Origin of the sequence: Dietzia timorensis (assembly GCF_020742175.1) — a bacterium.
GTDB lineage: Bacteria > Actinomycetota > Actinomycetes > Mycobacteriales > Mycobacteriaceae > Dietzia > Dietzia timorensis_A.
Genome location: NZ_DYXM01000028.1, coordinates 37616 through 55260, shown reverse-complemented (window position 1 = coordinate 55260; position 17645 = coordinate 37616). Strand labels below are relative to the sequence as shown.

Annotated in this window: 19 protein-coding genes; 13 read left to right on the top strand and 6 right to left on the bottom strand. The window is 65.6% G+C overall.

Annotation, left to right across the window (positions count from 1 at the left end; all coding sequences use genetic code 11):
* Nucleotides 1–41 precede the first annotated feature (41 nt).
* Nucleotides 42–461 carry an ASCH domain-containing protein gene (locus tag K8V11_RS01515; protein ID WP_303910441.1) on the top strand — a complete coding sequence of 140 codons (420 nt, stop codon included), beginning with the start codon at nt 42–44 and terminating at the stop codon, nt 459–461.
* Here K8V11_RS01515 and K8V11_RS01510 read toward each other — a convergent pair.
* The 3 genes from K8V11_RS01510 to K8V11_RS01500 all read right to left on the bottom strand — a co-directional run bounded on the left by K8V11_RS01510 (nt 453) and on the right by K8V11_RS01500 (nt 2925).
* Entirely contained in the window at nt 453–1295 is an 843-nt protein-coding gene (locus tag K8V11_RS01510) for an SMP-30/gluconolactonase/LRE family protein (protein WP_303910440.1), read from the bottom strand. The two genes, K8V11_RS01515 and K8V11_RS01510, sit on opposite strands and share 9 nt — an antisense overlap.
* Before the next feature lie 28 nt (nt 1296–1323).
* Nucleotides 1324–1956 carry a hypothetical protein gene (locus K8V11_RS01505; RefSeq protein ID WP_303910439.1) on the bottom strand — a complete coding sequence of 211 codons (633 nt, stop codon included), beginning with the start codon at nt 1954–1956 and terminating at the stop codon, nt 1324–1326.
* A gap of 105 nt (nt 1957–2061) precedes the next feature.
* The gene (locus K8V11_RS01500) at nt 2062–2925 is read right to left on the bottom strand and encodes a Sir2 family NAD-dependent protein deacetylase (RefSeq protein ID WP_369693019.1); all 864 of its coding nucleotides are present in this window, start codon (nt 2923–2925) and stop codon (nt 2062–2064) included.
* 129 nt (nt 2926–3054) lie between these two features.
* Between K8V11_RS01500 and K8V11_RS01495 the strand changes: the two genes are divergently transcribed.
* The 11 genes from K8V11_RS01495 (at nt 3055) to holA (ending at nt 15038) form a co-directional block, all read left to right on the top strand.
* Entirely contained in the window at nt 3055–4917 is a 1863-nt protein-coding gene (locus K8V11_RS01495; protein WP_303910437.1) for an FAD-binding dehydrogenase, read from the top strand.
* A gap of 66 nt (nt 4918–4983) precedes the next feature.
* Nucleotides 4984–6288, top strand: coding sequence for a glutamate-5-semialdehyde dehydrogenase (locus K8V11_RS01490; protein ID WP_303910436.1), 1305 nt, complete (start codon nt 4984–4986; stop codon nt 6286–6288).
* 40 nt (nt 6289–6328) lie between these two features.
* Complete coding sequence (locus K8V11_RS01485) at nt 6329–7210, top strand: MoxR family ATPase (protein ID WP_303910435.1); 882 nt, start codon at nt 6329–6331, stop codon at nt 7208–7210.
* A 32-nt stretch (nt 7211–7242) separates the two neighbouring features.
* Nucleotides 7243–8712 (top strand): VWA domain-containing protein, encoded by a 1470-nt coding sequence (locus K8V11_RS01480; RefSeq protein WP_303910434.1) that lies wholly within the window; start codon nt 7243–7245, stop codon nt 8710–8712.
* A 29-nt stretch (nt 8713–8741) separates the two neighbouring features.
* Nucleotides 8742–9473 carry a nicotinate-nucleotide adenylyltransferase gene (gene nadD / locus K8V11_RS01475; RefSeq protein ID WP_303910433.1) on the top strand — a complete coding sequence of 244 codons (732 nt, stop codon included), beginning with the start codon at nt 8742–8744 and terminating at the stop codon, nt 9471–9473.
* Complete coding sequence (gene rsfS, locus K8V11_RS01470) at nt 9474–9932, top strand: ribosome silencing factor (protein ID WP_303910432.1); 459 nt, start codon at nt 9474–9476, stop codon at nt 9930–9932.
* On the top strand, nt 9929–10618 hold the full coding sequence (locus K8V11_RS01465) for a histidine phosphatase family protein (RefSeq protein ID WP_303910431.1): 690 nt from the start codon (nt 9929–9931) through the stop codon (nt 10616–10618). The genes rsfS and K8V11_RS01465 overlap by 4 nt, the downstream gene beginning before the upstream one ends.
* Entirely contained in the window at nt 10615–11436 is an 822-nt protein-coding gene (locus K8V11_RS01460) for a DegV family protein (protein WP_303910430.1), read from the top strand. The genes K8V11_RS01465 and K8V11_RS01460 overlap by 4 nt, the downstream gene beginning before the upstream one ends.
* 120 nt (nt 11437–11556) lie before the next feature.
* Nucleotides 11557–12495 carry a ComEA family DNA-binding protein gene (locus K8V11_RS01455; protein ID WP_303910429.1) on the top strand — a complete coding sequence of 313 codons (939 nt, stop codon included), beginning with the start codon at nt 11557–11559 and terminating at the stop codon, nt 12493–12495.
* Between the two features lie 302 nt (nt 12496–12797).
* Nucleotides 12798–14042 carry a ComEC/Rec2 family competence protein gene (locus tag K8V11_RS01450; protein WP_303910428.1) on the top strand — a complete coding sequence of 415 codons (1245 nt, stop codon included), beginning with the start codon at nt 12798–12800 and terminating at the stop codon, nt 14040–14042.
* Between the two features lie 9 nt (nt 14043–14051).
* On the top strand, nt 14052–15038 hold the full coding sequence (holA, locus tag K8V11_RS01445) for a DNA polymerase III subunit delta (RefSeq protein ID WP_303910427.1): 987 nt from the start codon (nt 14052–14054) through the stop codon (nt 15036–15038).
* Between the two features lie 45 nt (nt 15039–15083).
* On the opposite strand, the gene K8V11_RS01440 is transcribed toward holA, so the two are convergent.
* Nucleotides 15084–15584: a glyoxalase/bleomycin resistance/extradiol dioxygenase family protein gene (locus K8V11_RS01440; protein WP_303910426.1), complete on the bottom strand. Its 501-nt coding sequence runs from the start codon at nt 15582–15584 to the stop codon at nt 15084–15086.
* 81 nt (nt 15585–15665) lie between these two features.
* On the opposite strand from K8V11_RS01440, the gene K8V11_RS01435 reads away from it, so the two are divergent.
* Nucleotides 15666–16442, top strand: coding sequence for a helix-turn-helix domain-containing protein (locus K8V11_RS01435; protein ID WP_303910425.1), 777 nt, complete (start codon nt 15666–15668; stop codon nt 16440–16442).
* A gap of 145 nt (nt 16443–16587) precedes the next feature.
* Here the strand turns inward: K8V11_RS01435 and rpsT are convergent, their stop codons facing one another.
* The gene (gene rpsT, locus K8V11_RS01430) at nt 16588–16848 is read right to left on the bottom strand and encodes a 30S ribosomal protein S20 (RefSeq protein ID WP_303910424.1); all 261 of its coding nucleotides are present in this window, start codon (nt 16846–16848) and stop codon (nt 16588–16590) included.
* A 227-nt stretch (nt 16849–17075) separates the two neighbouring features.
* Nucleotides 17076–17645 (bottom strand): type II toxin-antitoxin system PemK/MazF family toxin, encoded by a 570-nt coding sequence (locus K8V11_RS01425; protein WP_303910423.1) that lies wholly within the window; start codon nt 17643–17645, stop codon nt 17076–17078.

Below are 17645 nucleotides of genomic sequence, written 5' to 3'. Positions count from 1 at the left end.
GCCCGCTTGTGCACGCGGACGACCTCGTCGTCATCTAGCTCGTGGACGACCTCCCCGTAGTCGAGTTCGCTCTTCCCGGACCTCTCCGAGAAAAGCTCGTCGCCGGAATTGTCGCGGGTGATAAAACGACGACCAGTTCGCTCTACGAAGAGTGGAGGCGGGATCGCGAACCGCTCCCGCCGGTAGGGCGACGGGAAGTGGTCGTTGACTCCGCGGGAGTTGGCATATGCATCACAGAAACAGTCCGGATATCCACCTGTCGATTGGCAGACATCACCCTGTCTCACGCGGTCGGCGAGGGAGAAGGATTCACGAACGTGGCGGCGTGGAGATCGGCTCATGAGGGCTTTTGGAACTCTGCGGAGTTCAGGGCAAGCGTGGGTGAACCGCAGCTGCGCATCGACGACGACACACTCATCGTGTGCGAGGAGTTCAGACTCGTCTCGCTGCTGTCACCGTAGCGGGAACTTCACGATCGTCGAATCTCGCGCTGCGAGGCACGCGTCTTCCTCCCAGGAACTCGAGCAGGCGGCGAATACGGCGCGTGCCGCCGGATCGCAGGCCACGGCAAACGGCATTCCGTATTCGGAGGTATCCCACGCGTTTGTCACTTCGCCTTGAACGGAGACCAGGACCACTTCCGAGGCGAAAGGCATCGCGACGAGAAGTTCATCGCGGGGGAGCACCGCAATCCCGTCGGGCATCCGAGAGCCCTCGAATTCGGCGAATGTCCGGCGATTGGTCAATTCGGCGTCGGGGCCGATATCAAAGGCCGAGATCCTCGGAGGCGTGGAACGAGTCTCGGCGACAAGCAGAGTTCGGCCGTCCTCCGTCATGCTCATCCCGTTGGCGAAGTGGAGATCCGAGGCGACCGCTCGAACTTTGCCGTCGGCGGAGACGTGAGCCAACTTCGCCGGATGGGGCGCTTCGGGTGGAACCGAATCGTCTCCGTAATTGCCGACATAAAGGCCGCCGGAAGGCGCAGAAGTCATGTCGTTGACGTGCCATTCGGCGACGGACGTCAGATCTGCGTGCGGGAGCACGGTTCCGTCGGATGCGATCTCGACCGTGGAACGCGTTTCTTGCTGGGTGACGAATGCGCGTCCACCGCCGGCGAGCACAATGCCCGAAGGGCGGCCATCGGTGTCGACGACGCGAATGGTTTCCCCGGTCTGCGCATCGACGGTATAGACCTTGCGGTCGTACATATCGGAAAACCAGAGGTGCCCATCGGAGTACCTGAGGCCCTCGGCAAAGGCCAAACCCGACACGAGTGTTTCTATGCCATTTCCCACGAGGTCCATCTAACGCCGATCGGTGTCGTCATGTGGCCGAATCGGCGGGCTCTGCGGCAGCGGCGCCCGGGACAGGGCGCTCGTGCTCGGCGCGAAGGAGCGTGACGAAAACCGCCCCGTAGGTGAGAGTGATCGCCGACATCGCGATTCCGACCCAGCCGTGAACTACGGCGGGGGAATCGTCGCGCAGGACCGCGACGATGGCGGCCACGCCTATGGCCACGCCGGCCGCCGTCATCCACAAATGTAGTGCGTTTCGGGTTGCCGGGCTGAACCAGAAGAGGGCGAAGTGCGCGCCGACGATGAGCGCGATGACCGGCTGGATGAGGTCGAGGTCGATGTGGCGGACGATCTGGACCGCGATGAAGATCGCCACGAACTCAATGAAGAGCGCGATGTTGAGAATGCGAAACCCCGAACGAGCCCGTTTGCCCGGCGTCGGCAGGTTCGACTGGTTGCCGTAGTCGCGGCCGCGTGGAACGCGAGCGCGTCGCAAGAGTGCGACAGCGGCGAGAAGCAGAGCGACGCCGGCGGCCATGAACGCCAAGCCGATGACCGTCAGCGCGCCGATACCCGCGCCGAACGTCCACGATGCCCAGAAGAGCGTGAAGACGCCCATCAGAACGATGCCGATCCAGCGCATGTTCATGACGTGGTCCATTCGCCGGTATCGAGTGGTGGGCGCGGGCCGGACTTTGGGCGTCCGGCCTGAAAGTTGTCTGGGCTAATCATCCCAGAAACTGCAGGAGGCGTTACCGGTTCTCGGTTACAGGGCGGCGTCGACGAGCGCGAGGACCTCGCTGCATTCTCCGTCGATGGTGATGGAAGCGGCTCCATGGGCGCGCGTGGTCCCGCGATTGACGACGGCCACGGGCCGGCCCGAGTCAGTCGCCTGTCGAATGAAGCGGTAGCCCGACTGCACGGTGAGCGAGGTGCCGACCGCGAGAACGAGATCGGCGGCGTCAACAAGAGCACGCGCGGCGCCCACCCGGGTGCGCGGCACGTTCTCCCCGAAGTAGACGATCGCGGGTTTGAGGATTCCGCCGCATACCGGGCAGTCGGGAAACGCGAAGCCGTCGGTGTCGCCGACGAGCGCATCGGCGTCGGGGGCGACCTCGATGGCGCCGCGGGAGATCACGCGTTCTCGGAAGCCGGGATTGAGCGCCGACAGTTGGTCGTCGAAAGCCCAGCGGTTGATCGTGTATGTGCACGATATGCACGAGACCGAACCGTAATTGCCGTGCAGATCGATGATGTTTCGGCTGCCAGCCTTGAGGTGCAGCATGTCGACGTTCTGGGTGATCACACCGGCGACGCGCCCCGAACGCTCCCATTCGGCGAGGATCTCGTGGGTGCGGTTGGGCTCTGCGCGTTCCATGTGACGCCAGCCGACGTGGTTGCGCGCCCAGTAACGCTGCCGAAAATCGGGATCGGAGACGAACTGCCCGTACGTCATAGGGGTGCGTTGTGGGGAGTGCGGCCCGCGGTAATCGGGGATCCCCGAGCCGGTCGACACCCCCGCTCCGGTAAGCACCACGGCGCGGCGGCCGCGCATCAACTCGGCGAGGACGGCAGCCCGAACGGTGAGGTCGGCATCCGGCTCGGTGGGTTCCGCCGGTGCCCAAGCCACGGGTCGTGTCCGCATCCTCGTGCCCCTTTTTCGTCTACAGCTGCTCCGATGACGCTTCCAGGGTGTCAGAACCGCGCGGTGGGAAACGATTCGCTGAAATTTCGGGGGAGAGCACGGAACAATGGACCCATGAGCGAAAAACCGGCAGACGGACAGACGCAGCGGCGGGCCGAGAACAAACGCGAGTTCGACGAGTTCATCGACGCGCGCATCACCTCGCCCGGCTACGCCGATTACGTCAAGGACACCTCGACCACCGCGGCGAATGCCGGCCCGCTTCCCGAACCGACGAACGATTTCGCCCCTGACGTGATCGTCGTCGGCGCGGGCCTCGCCGGGCTCGTCGCGACCTACGAGGCGACGCAGGCGGGCCGCAAGGTTCTCGTGCTTGACCAGGAGAACGAGGCGAGCCTCGGAGGGCAGGCGTACTGGTCGCTCGGCGGATTGTTCCTCGTCGACACACCTGAGCAGCGCCGCATCGGGATTAAGGACAGCTTCGATCTGGCATGGCGCGACTGGCAGGGATCCGCCGCGTTCGATCGCCCCGAGGACGAATGGCCGCGCCGCTGGGCGCGCGAATACGTCGCCTTCGCCGCCGGCGAGAAGCGCGACTATCTCCACAAACTCGGCCTGCGGTTCGTGCCGACGGTCGGCTGGGCCGAGCGCGGCGGCGGAGACGTCGACGGACACGGCAACTCCGTGCCCCGCTTCCACGTGTCCAAGGGTACGGGCACAGACGTCGTCCGAGTCTTCGAGGAGCCGGTCCGCGAGGCGGCCACCCGTGGCCTGGTCAAGTTCGCGTTCCGTCACAAGGTGGACCAGATACTGCTGGATGACGGCGCCGTTGCCGGTGTCTCGGGGACGATCCTGGAGCCCAGCGACGACCTCGAACGTTCGGTGGCCTCCTCGCGCACAGAGGTCGGCTCCTTCGAGTTCCGCGCGAAGGCGGTGCTCGTGTCCGCCGGCGGCGTCGGCGGCAACCCGGACAAGGTCGCCGAGCTGTGGCCGACCGACCGGCTGGGCCCCGCGCCGAAGCGTCTCATCTGCGGCGTGCCCGAGCATGTCGATGGTCGGATGATCGACATCGCCCGCTCGGATGCCGGCGCCAATGCCATCAACCGCGACCGCATGTGGCACTACACCGAGGGCATCCGGAACTTCGCGCCGATCTGGCCGCGCCACGCCATCCGCATCATCCCCGGGCCGTCCACGCTGTGGCTCGACGCCAATGGCGACCGGATCCCAATTCCGCTATTCCCCGGGTTTCACACGATGGCCTCGACAAAGGCAATCATCGACTCCGGGTACCACTACTCGTGGTTCGTGCTCGACGAGTCGATCGCGGCGAAGGAATTCATCCTGTCCGGTTCGGAGCAGAATCCGGACATCACCTCGAAGAAGCTGTCCAAGATGGTGGGCCGAATCATCGAGGGAATGCCCGAGGGTGTCCGCGCCTTCGTCGACAACGGCGCGGACTGGGTCACCGCGGATACCATCGAGGACCTCGTTGGCGAGATGAACGGGTTGCTCGAGCCGGGCGAGCCCGAACTCGACGTGGAGAAGGTGCGCGAGTTCGTCGTGGCGATGGACGGGCAGATGGACAACCCGTTCGCCAAGGACGCACAGGTCCAGGCGATCCACAATTCCCGGCGCGTGCTCACCGACAGACTCGCGCGTATCGCCAAGCCCCACAAGCTACTCAAGGACGGCGGGCCGGGCACGCACTCGTGGGCAGGAGAGGGCGGCCCTCTCATCGCCGTGAAGATCCACCTGATGACGCGTAAGACCCTCGGTGGGCTTGAAACCGATCTGGACTCTCGCTGCCTCGCCGAAGGGGGAGACCCCATCCCGGGCTTGTACGCGGCAGGCGAGGCCGCGGGGTTCGGCGGAGGCGGGGTGCATGGGTACAACTCACTCGAGGGAACGTTCCTCGGCGGTTGCATTTTCTCCGGGCTCCGCGCGGGGCGCGCCATGGCTGCATTCGTCGACTGACCGTGCTCGGTCCGGACATCGTACGGAAATAGTGCGGCGCGCCGGGCGGAACGTAGGATGGCAACCATGACCGCGACTGATGCCAGAACCTCGGAGAACTCGGAACAGGGCTCTCCCACCCCGGGAGCCGCCGAGGATCTTCGGGAGGTAGTTCACGCTGCCGCTCGCAACGCGCGAGCCGCCGGGAAGACGCTGACGCTTGCCTCGACCGAGGAACGTAATGCAGTGCTCATCGCGGCGGCGGACGCGCTCGAAGCCGCCGAGGCCGGGGTCCTCGCGGCCAACGCCGACGACATCGAGGAGCAAAGGTCCGAAGGCGCCCCGGAAGCGATGCTCGACCGGCTGCGGCTCACAGCGGACCGCATCGTCGGGATCGCCGGAGGGCTGCGGCAGGTCGCGGGCCTACCGGATCCGCTCGGGCAGGTCGTTCGCGGTTCGAAGCTTCCTAACGGAATGAAGCTCGAGCAGGTACGCGTGCCGCTGGGCGTCGTCGGGATGATTTACGAAGGGCGCCCGAACGTCACGGTCGACGCATTCGGCCTCGCGTTCAAGTCCGGCAACGCGGCACTCCTGCGCGGCTCGCGTTCGGCGAGTCATTCCAACGAGGCGCTCGTCGCAGTGTTGCGCGGTGTGCTCAGCGAGTTCGGATACGACGCCAATCTCGTTCAGCTGTTGCCCAGCGAATCACGCGACTCGGTGACCCACCTGATCCAGGCCCGCGGCCTCGTGGACGTGGTGATCCCTCGCGGGGGTGCCGGACTGATCAAGGCGGTTGTCGAGAACGCCAAGGTCCCGGCCATCGAAACGGGCACCGGTAACTGCCACCACTACATCCATAAAGACGCCGACATCGACGAGGCGATCAAGCTCGTCGCCAACGGCAAGACCCGTCGCTGCAGCGTGTGCAATTCCACGGAAACCGTTCTGCTCGATGCCGCGCTTGGCGAGGACGTCATCAACAAGGTGGCGGACGGACTGGTTGCCGAAGGAATCACCCTGCACGGTGATCGCCCCGGGATGATCGAACCGACCGAAGTCGACTGGGCCGAAGAATACCTGTCCAATGATCTTGCCTTCGCGGTCGTCGATGGACTGGATGGGGCTGTCGCGCACATCTCCCGCTGGTCGACGGGTCACACCGAGGCCATCTCGACCAGGGACGTCAACGTCGCGCAGGACTTTGCCGCACTCGTCGACTCCGCTGCCGTGATGATCAACGCCTCGACAGCGTGGACCGACGGCGAGCAGTTCGGTTTCGGCGCCGAGATCGGCATCTCGACGCAGAAGCTGCACGCTCGCGGGCCCATGGGTCTACAGGAGCTCACGAGTACCAAATGGATCGCCACCGGCCGCGGACACGCGCGCCCCTGAGCGTCCCGCGCACCAACCTTTCCGAACGGAGAAATACTCTATGGACCGCGCTCGCCGCGAACACGCCGCCCTGTTTTCGAGCATCGACGACGTCATCCAGAAGCTTGAAACGCACGGATACCTGGCGGACCGCGCCACCGCCACGGTGGTGTACCTGGCCGACCAGCTGGGCAAGCCGTTGCTCATCGAAGGCCCCGCCGGCGTCGGCAAGACCGAGCTGTCCCGCGCCGTCGCCGCGGCGAACGACGCCGAGCTGGTGCGACTGCAGTGCTACGAGGGCGTCGACGAGGCGCGTGCGCTCTACGAGTGGAACCATGCCAAGCAGATCCTGCGTATCCAGGCCGGTCAGGGCGAGGGATGGGACGCAACGCGCGACTCGGTGTTCAGCGAGGAATTCCTGCTGTCCCGCCCGCTGCTCACCGCGATCCGGCGCGACGATCCGACCGTGCTGCTCATCGACGAGGTCGACAAGTCCGACGTCGAGATCGAAGGGCTGCTGCTCGAGGTGCTCTCCGATTTCGCGGTGACGATCCCCGAATTGGGAACGATCAACGCGACACGGCGACCCTTCACGGTGTTGACGTCGAACGCGGCCCGCGAGCTTTCCGAGGCGCTCAAGCGGCGCTGCCTCTACCTGCACCTGGACTTCCCGACACCAGAGCGCGAACGCAAGATTCTCGCCGCCCGCGTGCCCGAGCTCGACGACCGCCTTGCCGAGCAGGTCGTGCGGGCCGTGGGGCTGCTGCGTGCGATGGCGCTCAAGAAGGTGCCGTCGGTCGCCGAGACGATCGACTGGGCGCGCACCCTCGTTTCCCTCGGTCTCGACACGCTGGACGACGAGACCGTGTCGCAGACGCTGGGCGTCGTGCTCAAGCACCACAGCGACCAGATCCGCGCGGCAGCGGAACTGCGGGTCAACTAGGCGCCACGGGCGCCGGAGCACGAGGAGTAGCGATGGCAGCGGCCAGAACATCAGGGGGAGCGCGCGGTGAGGTGCGTCCCGTGCCCGGTGGGCTTGCGGGACATCTCGTCGACTTCGTCGACGCTCTGCGCGGTAAGGGCATTTCCGTAGGTCCGTCCGAGGCCGTCGACGCCGCCGAGGCGATCGTGGTCCTCGATCTCACCGACCGCGAGTCCCTACGGGAGGCGCTCGCGGCGACGTTGATCCGCCGACCGACGCAGCGCGACATCTTCGATCAGATGTTCAATCTGTGGTTTCCCGTCGCCCGCGGATACGGCGGTTCCGCCGACGCAGACGACGCGATCACCATTGAGCTCCCGCTCGACGAGAACGGCAAGGTCGACCCCAAGGCGCTCGAGGATCTCATCGTCGACCTCCTCGAACAGGACACCCCGGAAGCGATGGCGCAGGCCCGGGCGCTGGCCGAGCTCATGGTCGAGCAGATGGGACGCTACGAGTCGACGCGCGGCCCTTCGTTCTCGACGTACCAGACTCTCGGCAAGCTCGACGCGTCGACCATCATGCAGCGCATTCTCGACGGGATGATCGGCGAGAACCCGGACGACCCGGACGGCAGCGGACGCATCATGGAGAAAGCCGCGGCCGCGAACCTCGCGAACCAAAGGGTCAAGGGCTTTTTCCAACAAGTCGCCGACGAAGTGCGCCGTCGAACGGCAGAGCACTCCGGACGCGACCGCGTAGCGAATTTCGCCGTTGGGCCGTCGGCCGACCACGTGGACTTCCTGCGCGCAAACGATGCCGACCTGCAGAAGCTACGTACCCAGGTAGGGCCGCTGGCGCGCCAGCTGGGCCATCGCCTGGCCGCCAGGCGGAAGCGGATCCGCCGCGGCGATATCGACATGCGGCGCACCATGCGCAAGTCGATGTCCACGGGCGGGGTGCCGATGGAACTTGTGCTGCGAAAGCCGCGCAAGGCCAGGCCCGAGCTCGTCGTGTTGTGTGACGTGTCGGGTTCGGTGTCCGGTTTCAGCCACTTCACGCTGCAATTGGTGCACAGCCTGCGTGAACAATTCTCCCGCGTGCGGGTGTTCGCGTTCGTCGACACCGTCGACGAGGTCACCGACTTCTTCTCGACCGGCGAGGACCTCGCCTCGTCGATGGCGCGCATGGTGCGCGAGGCCGAAATCGTCACCTACGACGGGCATTCCGACTACGGATTCGCCTTCCGTGGGTTCGCAGACAAATACGTGCACACGTTGTCCCCGTCGGGTTCCGTGCTCATTTTGGGCGACGGGCGAAACAACTACCGCGACCCCGCGCTCGGATCCCTCGAACTCATCACCGAACGCGCGCGGCACGTTCACTGGCTCAACCCCGAACCCAAGGAATACTGGGGCACGTCGGACTCGGCGACACCGCAATACTCCGAGTTCGTGCCTATGCACGAATGCCGCAACATCGCCCAGCTCACCACAGTCGTCTCGCAACTGCTACCGGTCTAGCACCCCGCGCCCTCAAGGACCCCTCGCCAATGACCTCCAACGACGCCACTTCGCCTCGTCGCCGACGACTCGGCGTCATGGGCGGCACCTTCGACCCGATTCACCATGGCCACCTTGTCGCCGCGAGCGAGGTGGCGCACCGGTTCGAGTTGGACGAAGTGATCTTCGTACCGACCGGCATCCCGTGGCAGAAATCGAAGCGATCGGTATCCCCGGCCGAGGACCGGTATCTGATGACGGTGATCGCCACGGCCTCCAACCCCCGGTTCTCGGTCTCTCGCGTCGATATCGAGAGAGACGGGCCGACGTACACGACCGATACGCTCACCGACCTCGGCAGGCAGAACCAGAACGCAGACCTGTTCTTCATCACCGGCGCGGACGCGCTCGAGAAGATCTTCACGTGGCGAGGTTGGGAAGAGCTGTTCGATCTGGCAACCTTTGTCGGGGTGTCGCGCCCCGGGTTCGAGCTCAGCGCGACTCACCTGACCAATATCGACTCCGAACGCATTCACCTCATCGAGATCCCCGCGCTCGCCATCTCCTCCACGGAATGTCGGCGGCGAGCCGCCGGCGAGGCACCGGTGTGGTACCTCGTTCCCGATGGGGTCGTGCAATACATATCCAAACGAAATCTCTATCGCGCCGATCAGACGACGAGAGCGGACGGCTCGTTTGCCGCCACACCTCCGACGTCATTGGATAATGAGACAGATACACATCAGAACAACCGTCCGCAGAACAGCACAGGAGACAACTAGATGACAGCCACCCCAGAAGCGATTGCGTTGGCGACGAAGGCTGCGAAGGCCGCCGACGAGAAGCTGGCCTCCGACGTCATGGTGATCGACGTTTCGGACCAGCTCGTGATCACCGATTGTTTCGTCATCGCATCGGCGGACAACGAGCGGCAGGTCACCTCGATCGTCGACGAGATCGAAGAGGAGCTCCGCGACGCCGGCTACAAGCCGGTGCGACGTGAGGGCACGAAGGAGGGGCGCTGGTCCCTTCTGGACTACGGCGACGTCGTGATCCACATCCAGCACGCCGACGAGCGCGACTACTATGCGCTGGACCGGCTGTGGAAGGACTGCCCGATTATCGACATCGAGGGTGTTGCCTCCGCGGACCGCCCGGCGAGCTGGGACGGCATCTCCGCCGACCAGGATGCGGAACTACCGGCGGTCGAACCGAACCGTGACGCCGGCGGGCGGCAGTGACCCGACGGTTAATCCTGCTTCGCCATGGGCAAACGCATTACAATGCGACCATGCGCATGCAGGGCCAACTCGACACGACCCTGTCCGAACAGGGGCATAAACAGGCGCGCCTCGCTGCCGAGGTGATCGCCTACCGACACCCTTTTGCCCTGTACTCCTCCGACCTTCAGCGCGCGCGGAAGACCGCCGACGCGATCGGTGAGGTCACCGGACTCGACGTGCATGCCGATTCGCGCCTGCGGGAGACGAACCTGGGGCAGTGGCAGGGGATGAGCCACCTCGAGGTCGACCAACAGTGGCCCGGTGCCCGAGCGATGTGGCGGTCGTCGCCGCAGTGGGCTCCGCCCGGAGGCGAATCAAGGCTCGATGTTGCCGTGCGCACGCGTTCGGTTGTCGACGAACTCGTCGATTCCGAGGACTGGGGCGATAAGCACCCCGTCGTCATGGTCGCCCATGGCGGGGCTATCGCCGCGCTCGCCGCGGCCCTGCTGGAACTGAGTGTCGAGACCTTCCCGCTGTTCAACGGTTTGGGAAACACGGCGTGGGCGCAGCTTTCCGCGCACGACCGCGGCGCGGACACCGTCTCCGAATCGCCCGCCGCCGTGCCGCCGACGACCGAGGCCGCCGAGTCGATCCGCTGGCGGCTGGACTCGTGGAACGTCGCGCCTCATCTGGAGAACCGATGACCATTCGACTCGTCACCGACTCCGCGGCCCAGCTTCCCGAAAGCTGGGCCGAATCGATGGATGTGACCGTGCTGGACCTCCATCAGACCGTTGACGACGGGCAGGTCGCAGCCACCTCGGGGCTCGCACCGCACGAGCTTGAAGAAACCTATCGCGAGCTTCTCGAACGCGAGGACACCACCGGGATCGTGTCCGTGCACATTGCGAGCAAGCTTTCGCGGACCTGGGAATCGGCGGCCGAGGCTGCGGGTAGTTTCGGCGGTCGCGTCACCGTCGTCGATTCGCAAAACGTGGGCATGACTATCGGCGGTGCAGTCGCGCAAGGCGCTCAACTCGCGGCAACTGGAGGCTCGCTCGTCGCCGTGGCGGGCCTGGTGGAGAAGGTAGTGCGAAGGTCGACGACGTGGCTGTCGGTCGACAAGATGGACTCCCTGCGTCGGGGCGGCCGGGTCGGTGCCGCCTTCGCGCTCTTCGGCGGTGTGTTGTCGTCGAAACCGATCTTGCGGATTCGCGGCGGTAACCTCACACTCGCCGCGAAGACCCGGACGGTGACCAAGGCGCTCGACAAGCTGCGGCTGCTCGCGAGGGAAGAGCTGACCGGCGACGCCCTCGTCACCGTCCACTACAGCGGCGATATAGAGATTGCCGAGAATTTGGCGCAGGAATTCCGCAAGGAGACGACCTTCCCCGAGAGGATCCTCGTCGTCGAGATCGAACCTGTGCTCGCGTGGCATGCGGGAGACAACGCGGTCGCCGTGTCCGTGTGCCCCCTGGAGTACCCGGAGTTTAAGCTGCCCGCCGAGATCGAGAGATCCTAAAACAGCAGACCTAACCCTTGTGGGCACGTTTTTCACAGGGGTTTTCCCAGCGTCCACAGAAGTGCGTTCGGTGTCGCAGGCGGAGCAGGCCGGGGTTGGGCCGCTCGTAGGGTCCGAAACATGGACCCGGCCCCGCTGCGCTTACGCTCTCTCGTTCCACCCGACGAACCCGATGCTCTCTCCGAGGACGAGTACGGCCGGCCTCTGCAGGCAGCAGAGGAGAATGGAGAGGCGCCGCCCCTCTCCACTACACCTGTAGCATTGCGTCGCCGTTTCGTTGAATCTGATCACTCACGCCCCGAGCTGGACACCGAATCGGTAGATGAACTGGACGAGTGGATACCTAGGGGCGGACTGGGCACCTGGTCGCTTGGAAGAATCGGCGGGGCCGCTCTACTGGTTGTGGTTCTCGTTTGTGCAGGTTTCGCTCTCGCCCAATTGCTCCGTTCGGAACCGCAGACGGTTTCCGCCCCGCAGCTCCCGGGGATCGGGGAGGTCGGTGCGCCGAATGCGTCGGAAGAACCGCATCTCACCGGTGTTGCACCCGAATCTACGCCGGAGACCGGCGGCCCGGTGATTGTGTCCGTCGTCGGCCTGGTGCATAACCCCGGCTTGGTTACTCTCGCTTCAGGGTCTCGCGTAGCCGACGCGATCGCTGCGGCGGGAGGAAGTCGCGACGGCGCAGACACGGCGACCCTCAACCTCGCCAGACCGGTAGCGGATGGGGAACAGGTCGTCGTGGGCGCGCTACCTCCGGACGGCGCACCGCCACCGGGCTCGGCGGTACTCGCCGCCGGCGGAGCACCGGAGCCGGCAGGTCCGGATTCTGCGGGCGGGGGAGCAGAGTCCGCCGAGCAGGGCGGCGAAGGGAAAGTGAATCTCAACTCGGCGAGCGCGGCCGAACTCGAAAGCCTCAACGGGGTCGGTCCGGCCACCGCTTCGGCCATCATCGAGTACCGAGAATCGTCAGGGCCGTTTTCCTCGGTAGAACAGCTCGGTGAGGTCAAGGGGATCGGTCCGGCAAAGCTGGAAAATCTGCGCGAGCAGGTTGTGGTGTGACGGCACGTACGAGGTCCACGTGGGACATGCGCCTCGTGCCGGCTGCCTCAGTTGCGCTCGGTACCACGCTTGCGGTCGGGGGCATCGATGCCGACGTTTCGGCGGCCATCGCTGTGTGTGCGTTATGCGCGGCTACTGCGGGAGCCGTAATCGCGTTTGGATGGACGAGTAATGGGACGGAAGCCCGCGCGCTGACGACGTCGCAGGCGAGCACGCGGAAGGGCCGATTCGAGCAACTGTTGATGCTGGCGGTGTGTTGCCTGACGGCCGCCGTGGCCTGCGGTGTGGGAAGCCTGCAGAGCATGGCTCATCACCGCAACGTTCTCGCCGGTTCCGAACCCGTTCGAGCGACTGTGACGATCGACGTTCGCGCCATACCCCGCATGGCCGCAGACGGAACGGTGGTGATCAACGCGATCGTCGTTGAGGTGGGGCAAGGGCAACAGGTGTCGAAGATGCGCACCTCGGCGACTGTGTTCGCCAGCGGCGAGGCGTGGTTGTGGCTGGAACCTGGGACGCGCGTGCGCTCGGTCATGACGACGGGCTCCGGCCACGACCCGGAGGTCCTACTCACCCCGATCAGCGCGCCGCGGACCATTCGCGGGCCCACCGGACTCTTTGCGCTGGCCTCTTCCGTGCGCACCAACCTTCACAGCGTCGCCGAAGGACTGCCGGAGCCCACGGATTCTCTTCTGCCGTCGATGGTGCTCGGAGACCAACGGAGAGTGCCGGTAGAACTGAACGAAAACTTCCTCGCCTCGGGCCTATCCCATCTGGCCGCGGTGTCCGGGGCGAACATCGCCTACGTGCTGGGGGCGACACTGTTCCTGATGTCGTGGTCGGGTGCGCCGCGACGCATGCGACTCGGCGTTGGCGCCGCCGCCGTCGCGGCATTCGTGGGCGTCGTCGGGCCCGAACCCAGCGTGATGCGCGCGGGCGCGATGGCCGCGATCTCGGTGTATGCGATGGCAACGGGGCGCAGCAGGCAATCGCTCGCGCTCCTCGCCGCCGTCGTACTCGTGTTTTCCGTTGCCAGCCCGCACACCGTCCGCGCCCTCGGCTTCATCTTGTCGGTTGCCGCAACTGCGGGAATCGTCATTGCCGCCCGTCCATGTGAGCGAGCGCTTGCCGGAGCCATCCGTGCCGTGGACGCGAGACTTCGGTCTCGTTGGCGCCGACGCCGCGGCATGGCCCCGCGAGTGTCGGAACGGTCCGACGGCGGCACGGTTTCTCGGAGGGGACCGACGACGATCCTCTCCGCGCTTGTGGCGCTCGCAGTCGTCGCTCACCTGTCGACGGCACCGATCCTTGCGGCGACCGGACGTTCGGTGTCGCCGTGGGCGATCGCCAAGAACATTGCGGTCGCACCAGTGGTCCCGTGGGTGACCGTCGCCGGCACCGCGGCCGCCGCGATCGCGCCCGCCTCGCCGCCGGTTGCTCGCGTTCTCGCGTGGTCTTGCGTGCCCTCTTTGTGGTGGACCGCGACGGTCTCCGGTATCGAAGTGGACTCCACGGGAGGCGGCGAACGTGTCGGAGTGGAAAGGTAGGTTGTAAGCATGCCGCCGAAGAGTTCTGGAGACGCCAACGCGCCTTTGCACCTGGTATTGGGGACGGACGAGTTTCTCGCCGACCGTGCCGCGGGCAACGTCGTGGCGGCCGCGCGGCAACTGGTCGGCGCGTCGTCGGCGGAGGAATTCGTGGTTACGACCCGTGCGAGCAGCGAGGTAACGCCGATGGAAATCGGTGAACTTCTGGCGCCTTCGCTCTTCGGCGAACCCCGCGCAGTCATCATCTCGGGCGGAGGCGAGCTCGGCAAAGAAGGCGTGGCGTTGATCAACGACGCTGCCTCGGACCTTCCCGACGGCGTCTGGCTCATCGTCAAACACTCTGGCGCGGGTCGCGCGAAGGCGCTGGCGGCAGACCTGAAGAAAAAGGGCGCCGTCGTCCACGACGCGGCACCGATCAAACGGCCAGGCGACATTCTCGCGTTCGTCAAAAGCGAATTCGCCAGCAACTCTGCGCGCGTATCCACCGACGTATGCGAGGCACTGGTGGAGGCAATAGGTACCGATCTGCGCGAACTCGCCGCCGCAGCCTCACAGCTCGTCACGGACACGGGCGCGGAAATCGATGTCGCAGCGGTTCACCGCTACTACCACGGCGTCGTCGGCGTCACCGGGTTCAACGTCTCCGATCACGCCGTCACCGGCCGGATCGACGAGGCGATCGAGGCGCTGGAATGGGCCATGCATGCCGGCACCCCGCATGTCATGATCGCCGACGCGCTAGCCGATGGCGTCTGGTCGATCGCCCTCGTGCTTTCGCACCGAAACGCTCAAGGCAAGGAGATCTACGCGCTCGGGCTCCAGCCGTGGAAGTTCGACAAGATCAAACGCTCCCAGAGCCGGCACTGGGACGGCGACAACCTCGCCGAGGCGCTCCAGGTCGTTGCCCGGCTCAACGGCGAGGTCAAAGGCGGAACCAGAGACACCGCATTCGCGCTCGAACGTGCCGTGCGACAAGTGAGCAGCCTGGCGCGGTAGCACGCAACGCCGAAGATGCGAGGGCCGCCGGCTCGGCCGGACTGCCTACTGCCGCGCGGCCCACTCGGCCACGCGGCGGCTGCTTTCTTCTTCGGAGAGATCCTCGATGCGGCTCATGATGGACCATCGCACTCCGAAGGGATCTCGAATCGACGCGTACCGGTCGCCCGAGGCGAAGTTCATGAGCCCCTCCCGCACCGTTGCGCCCTCGTCGACCGCGGACGCGACCACTGAGTCGGCGTCTTCGCAGTACAACCCCATCGAGTAGCAGTCGCCCTCGCCTTCCGGCGCGGAGACGAGTCCATACTCCGGGTTTATGGTGCCGATCTGTAGCCACCCGTTACCGAAATCGATCTCGGCGTGCACGACCTCTCCGGCCATCTCGGTGACATCCGCGATCCGTGCGCCGAAGACCTTCTCATAGAAGGCGAGCGCGCCGCGCGCGTCGCGCACGGTGAGAAATGGGGTCAGGCTCGTGCGTCCGGTGGGGATGCCGTTGTTCGTGTGCTTACCTGTGACGCCGCGCGCCGGTGTGTCTTCGCTCATGGGATTAGTCTCGCAGTTGGGAGGGACGGCGGCCTTGTAGATTTGCGACAAGATCGCCCCGCCCCCAGACAGGACGCATTCGTGAGTAATGACATCGGAGACCGGCGCGGCATCATCTACCCGCACAACCTCCCACGCTTCCACCGGCGCACACCTCCGGAGGAACTCGCGGAATACGTGGGCTGGTACTGGATCTCCCAATGGGACCTGCCGGAAGGGGAGGAGTCCGTGCAGCGGGTCCTCCCGTTCCCCGCATCGAACCTCGTCGTGGAACGAGACAAGGTCACACTGTCCGGGCCCACGAGCGGCGTTTCACACCAGGTCCTGACGTCGCACGGCTGGGCCTTCGGGGTCTTGCTCCGGCCCGCCGGTCTCTGTGCTCTGGGTGTGCGGCCGAGCGTGTTCGTCGATCAGCAGGCGCCCTTCGACCTGGGTGACCTAGGGGAAGACATCCGCGAACACATGGACAGGGAAGACGTCGACGGGGCGGCGAAGAGGATGTCGGAAAGTCTCGCGTTGCGCTCCGGCGAGACGCCATACGGCGCGAAGCTCGCCGACCTGGCGGTCGAACTCGCCGCCGACGATCCGGAGATAACATCGGTCAGCCTGTTGGCCGGCAAGGTCGGGGTGTCCACCCGCGAACTCCAACGCCTCACCAAACGCTACGTGGGTGTGTCCCCGCTGCACATCATCCGCCGCTACCGGTTGCAGGAGGCGGCGCTCCGACTGCGCGAGGACCCGAAACTCACGGTCGCGGCGGTTGCGGCCGAGCTCGGCTATGCGGATCAGGCGCACCTCGCCACCGATTTCCGAACGACCCTCGGGCTCAGCGCGCGGGGATACCGCCGAGAAACGTGAGACCCGCAGGGGCCGGGGGAGGGCGGCACGTCCGGCGTCATCCAGCGGTGCCAACCGACGAACGACAAACGCCGCCCGTCTCCGCGAAGCAGTGCGGAAACGAGCGGCGCTCGGTGCGAGACCCGGCTGGTGCCGGGCGGCGCAATTAGATCTTGGAGACCGTCTGAGCCAGAGCCGACTTCTTGTTGGCAGCCTGGTTCTTGTGGATAACGCCCTTCGACGCAGCCTTGTCGAGCTGACGATTCGTGGCGACGAGCAGGGCGCCTGCGCGCTCCTTATCGCCGGCCTTGGCGGCCTCGCGCACACTGCGGATCGCGGTGCGGAGGGACGAACGTACGGACTGGTTACGAAGACGGTTCCGCTCGTTGGTGAGGATCCGCTTCTTCTGCGACTTGATGTTTGCCACGCGCTACAACCTTCGGTTTGCCTTGCGAACGACGCAGTGTGCGACGTTCCTTGCGGAGGCGTTTCGACCGATTACCGGCCGCGCATTCCGCGGTGATGGACATGTTTTAGCAAAAGTTTGCTTGCCCCGCGCCTGACGCGAAGCACCGATTGGCAAGGATAGCAGCGAACGACTGGCCAGAGCAAAGCGAGGCGCAGGTCGGGCCGTCGCTGCCGACGCCTTCGCGGCTAGCTCCAGCCGTATTCGGCACGCAGCTTGTCCGCGACCTTGTCGAAATCGGCCTTCGGCAGGATCGCACCCTCGCGGCGAATCCCATCCTCGGGTACGTCGAGCACCCGGTCCAGACGCAGCCAACTGGGCTTGTCGCCGTGGTCCCAGGCGCCGCGCCCGATGCCGACCCAGTGTCGGTCGTCGGCGCGCTTGTCCTGGCTCGAGAGCATCAGGCCGAGAAGCGTTCCGCCGTCGCGACCGACGACGAGGACGGGACGGTCCTTGCCGCGGCCGTCATTTTCCTCGAACTCAACCCACGTCCATACGACCTCGCCCGGATCGGCGTTGCCGTCGAGCTCGGGCGCGTAGACGATGGTGCGCGCCTTGGCGCTGGTGTCATGGTCGGTCGTCGCGGCGGGGCGGCCCGCACTCTGTCCACCGTTGTTGCCACTGCCCTGCTGCCGACCCGCGCCGGGGCCGATGCCGCGCGACTTGGCCTGCTTCTGGACCTCCCGCGCCACACGCGGACCGTACCGCCGTGCCATAGATACCGCGGTCCTGCCCACACGATTCCAATTGATAGCCAT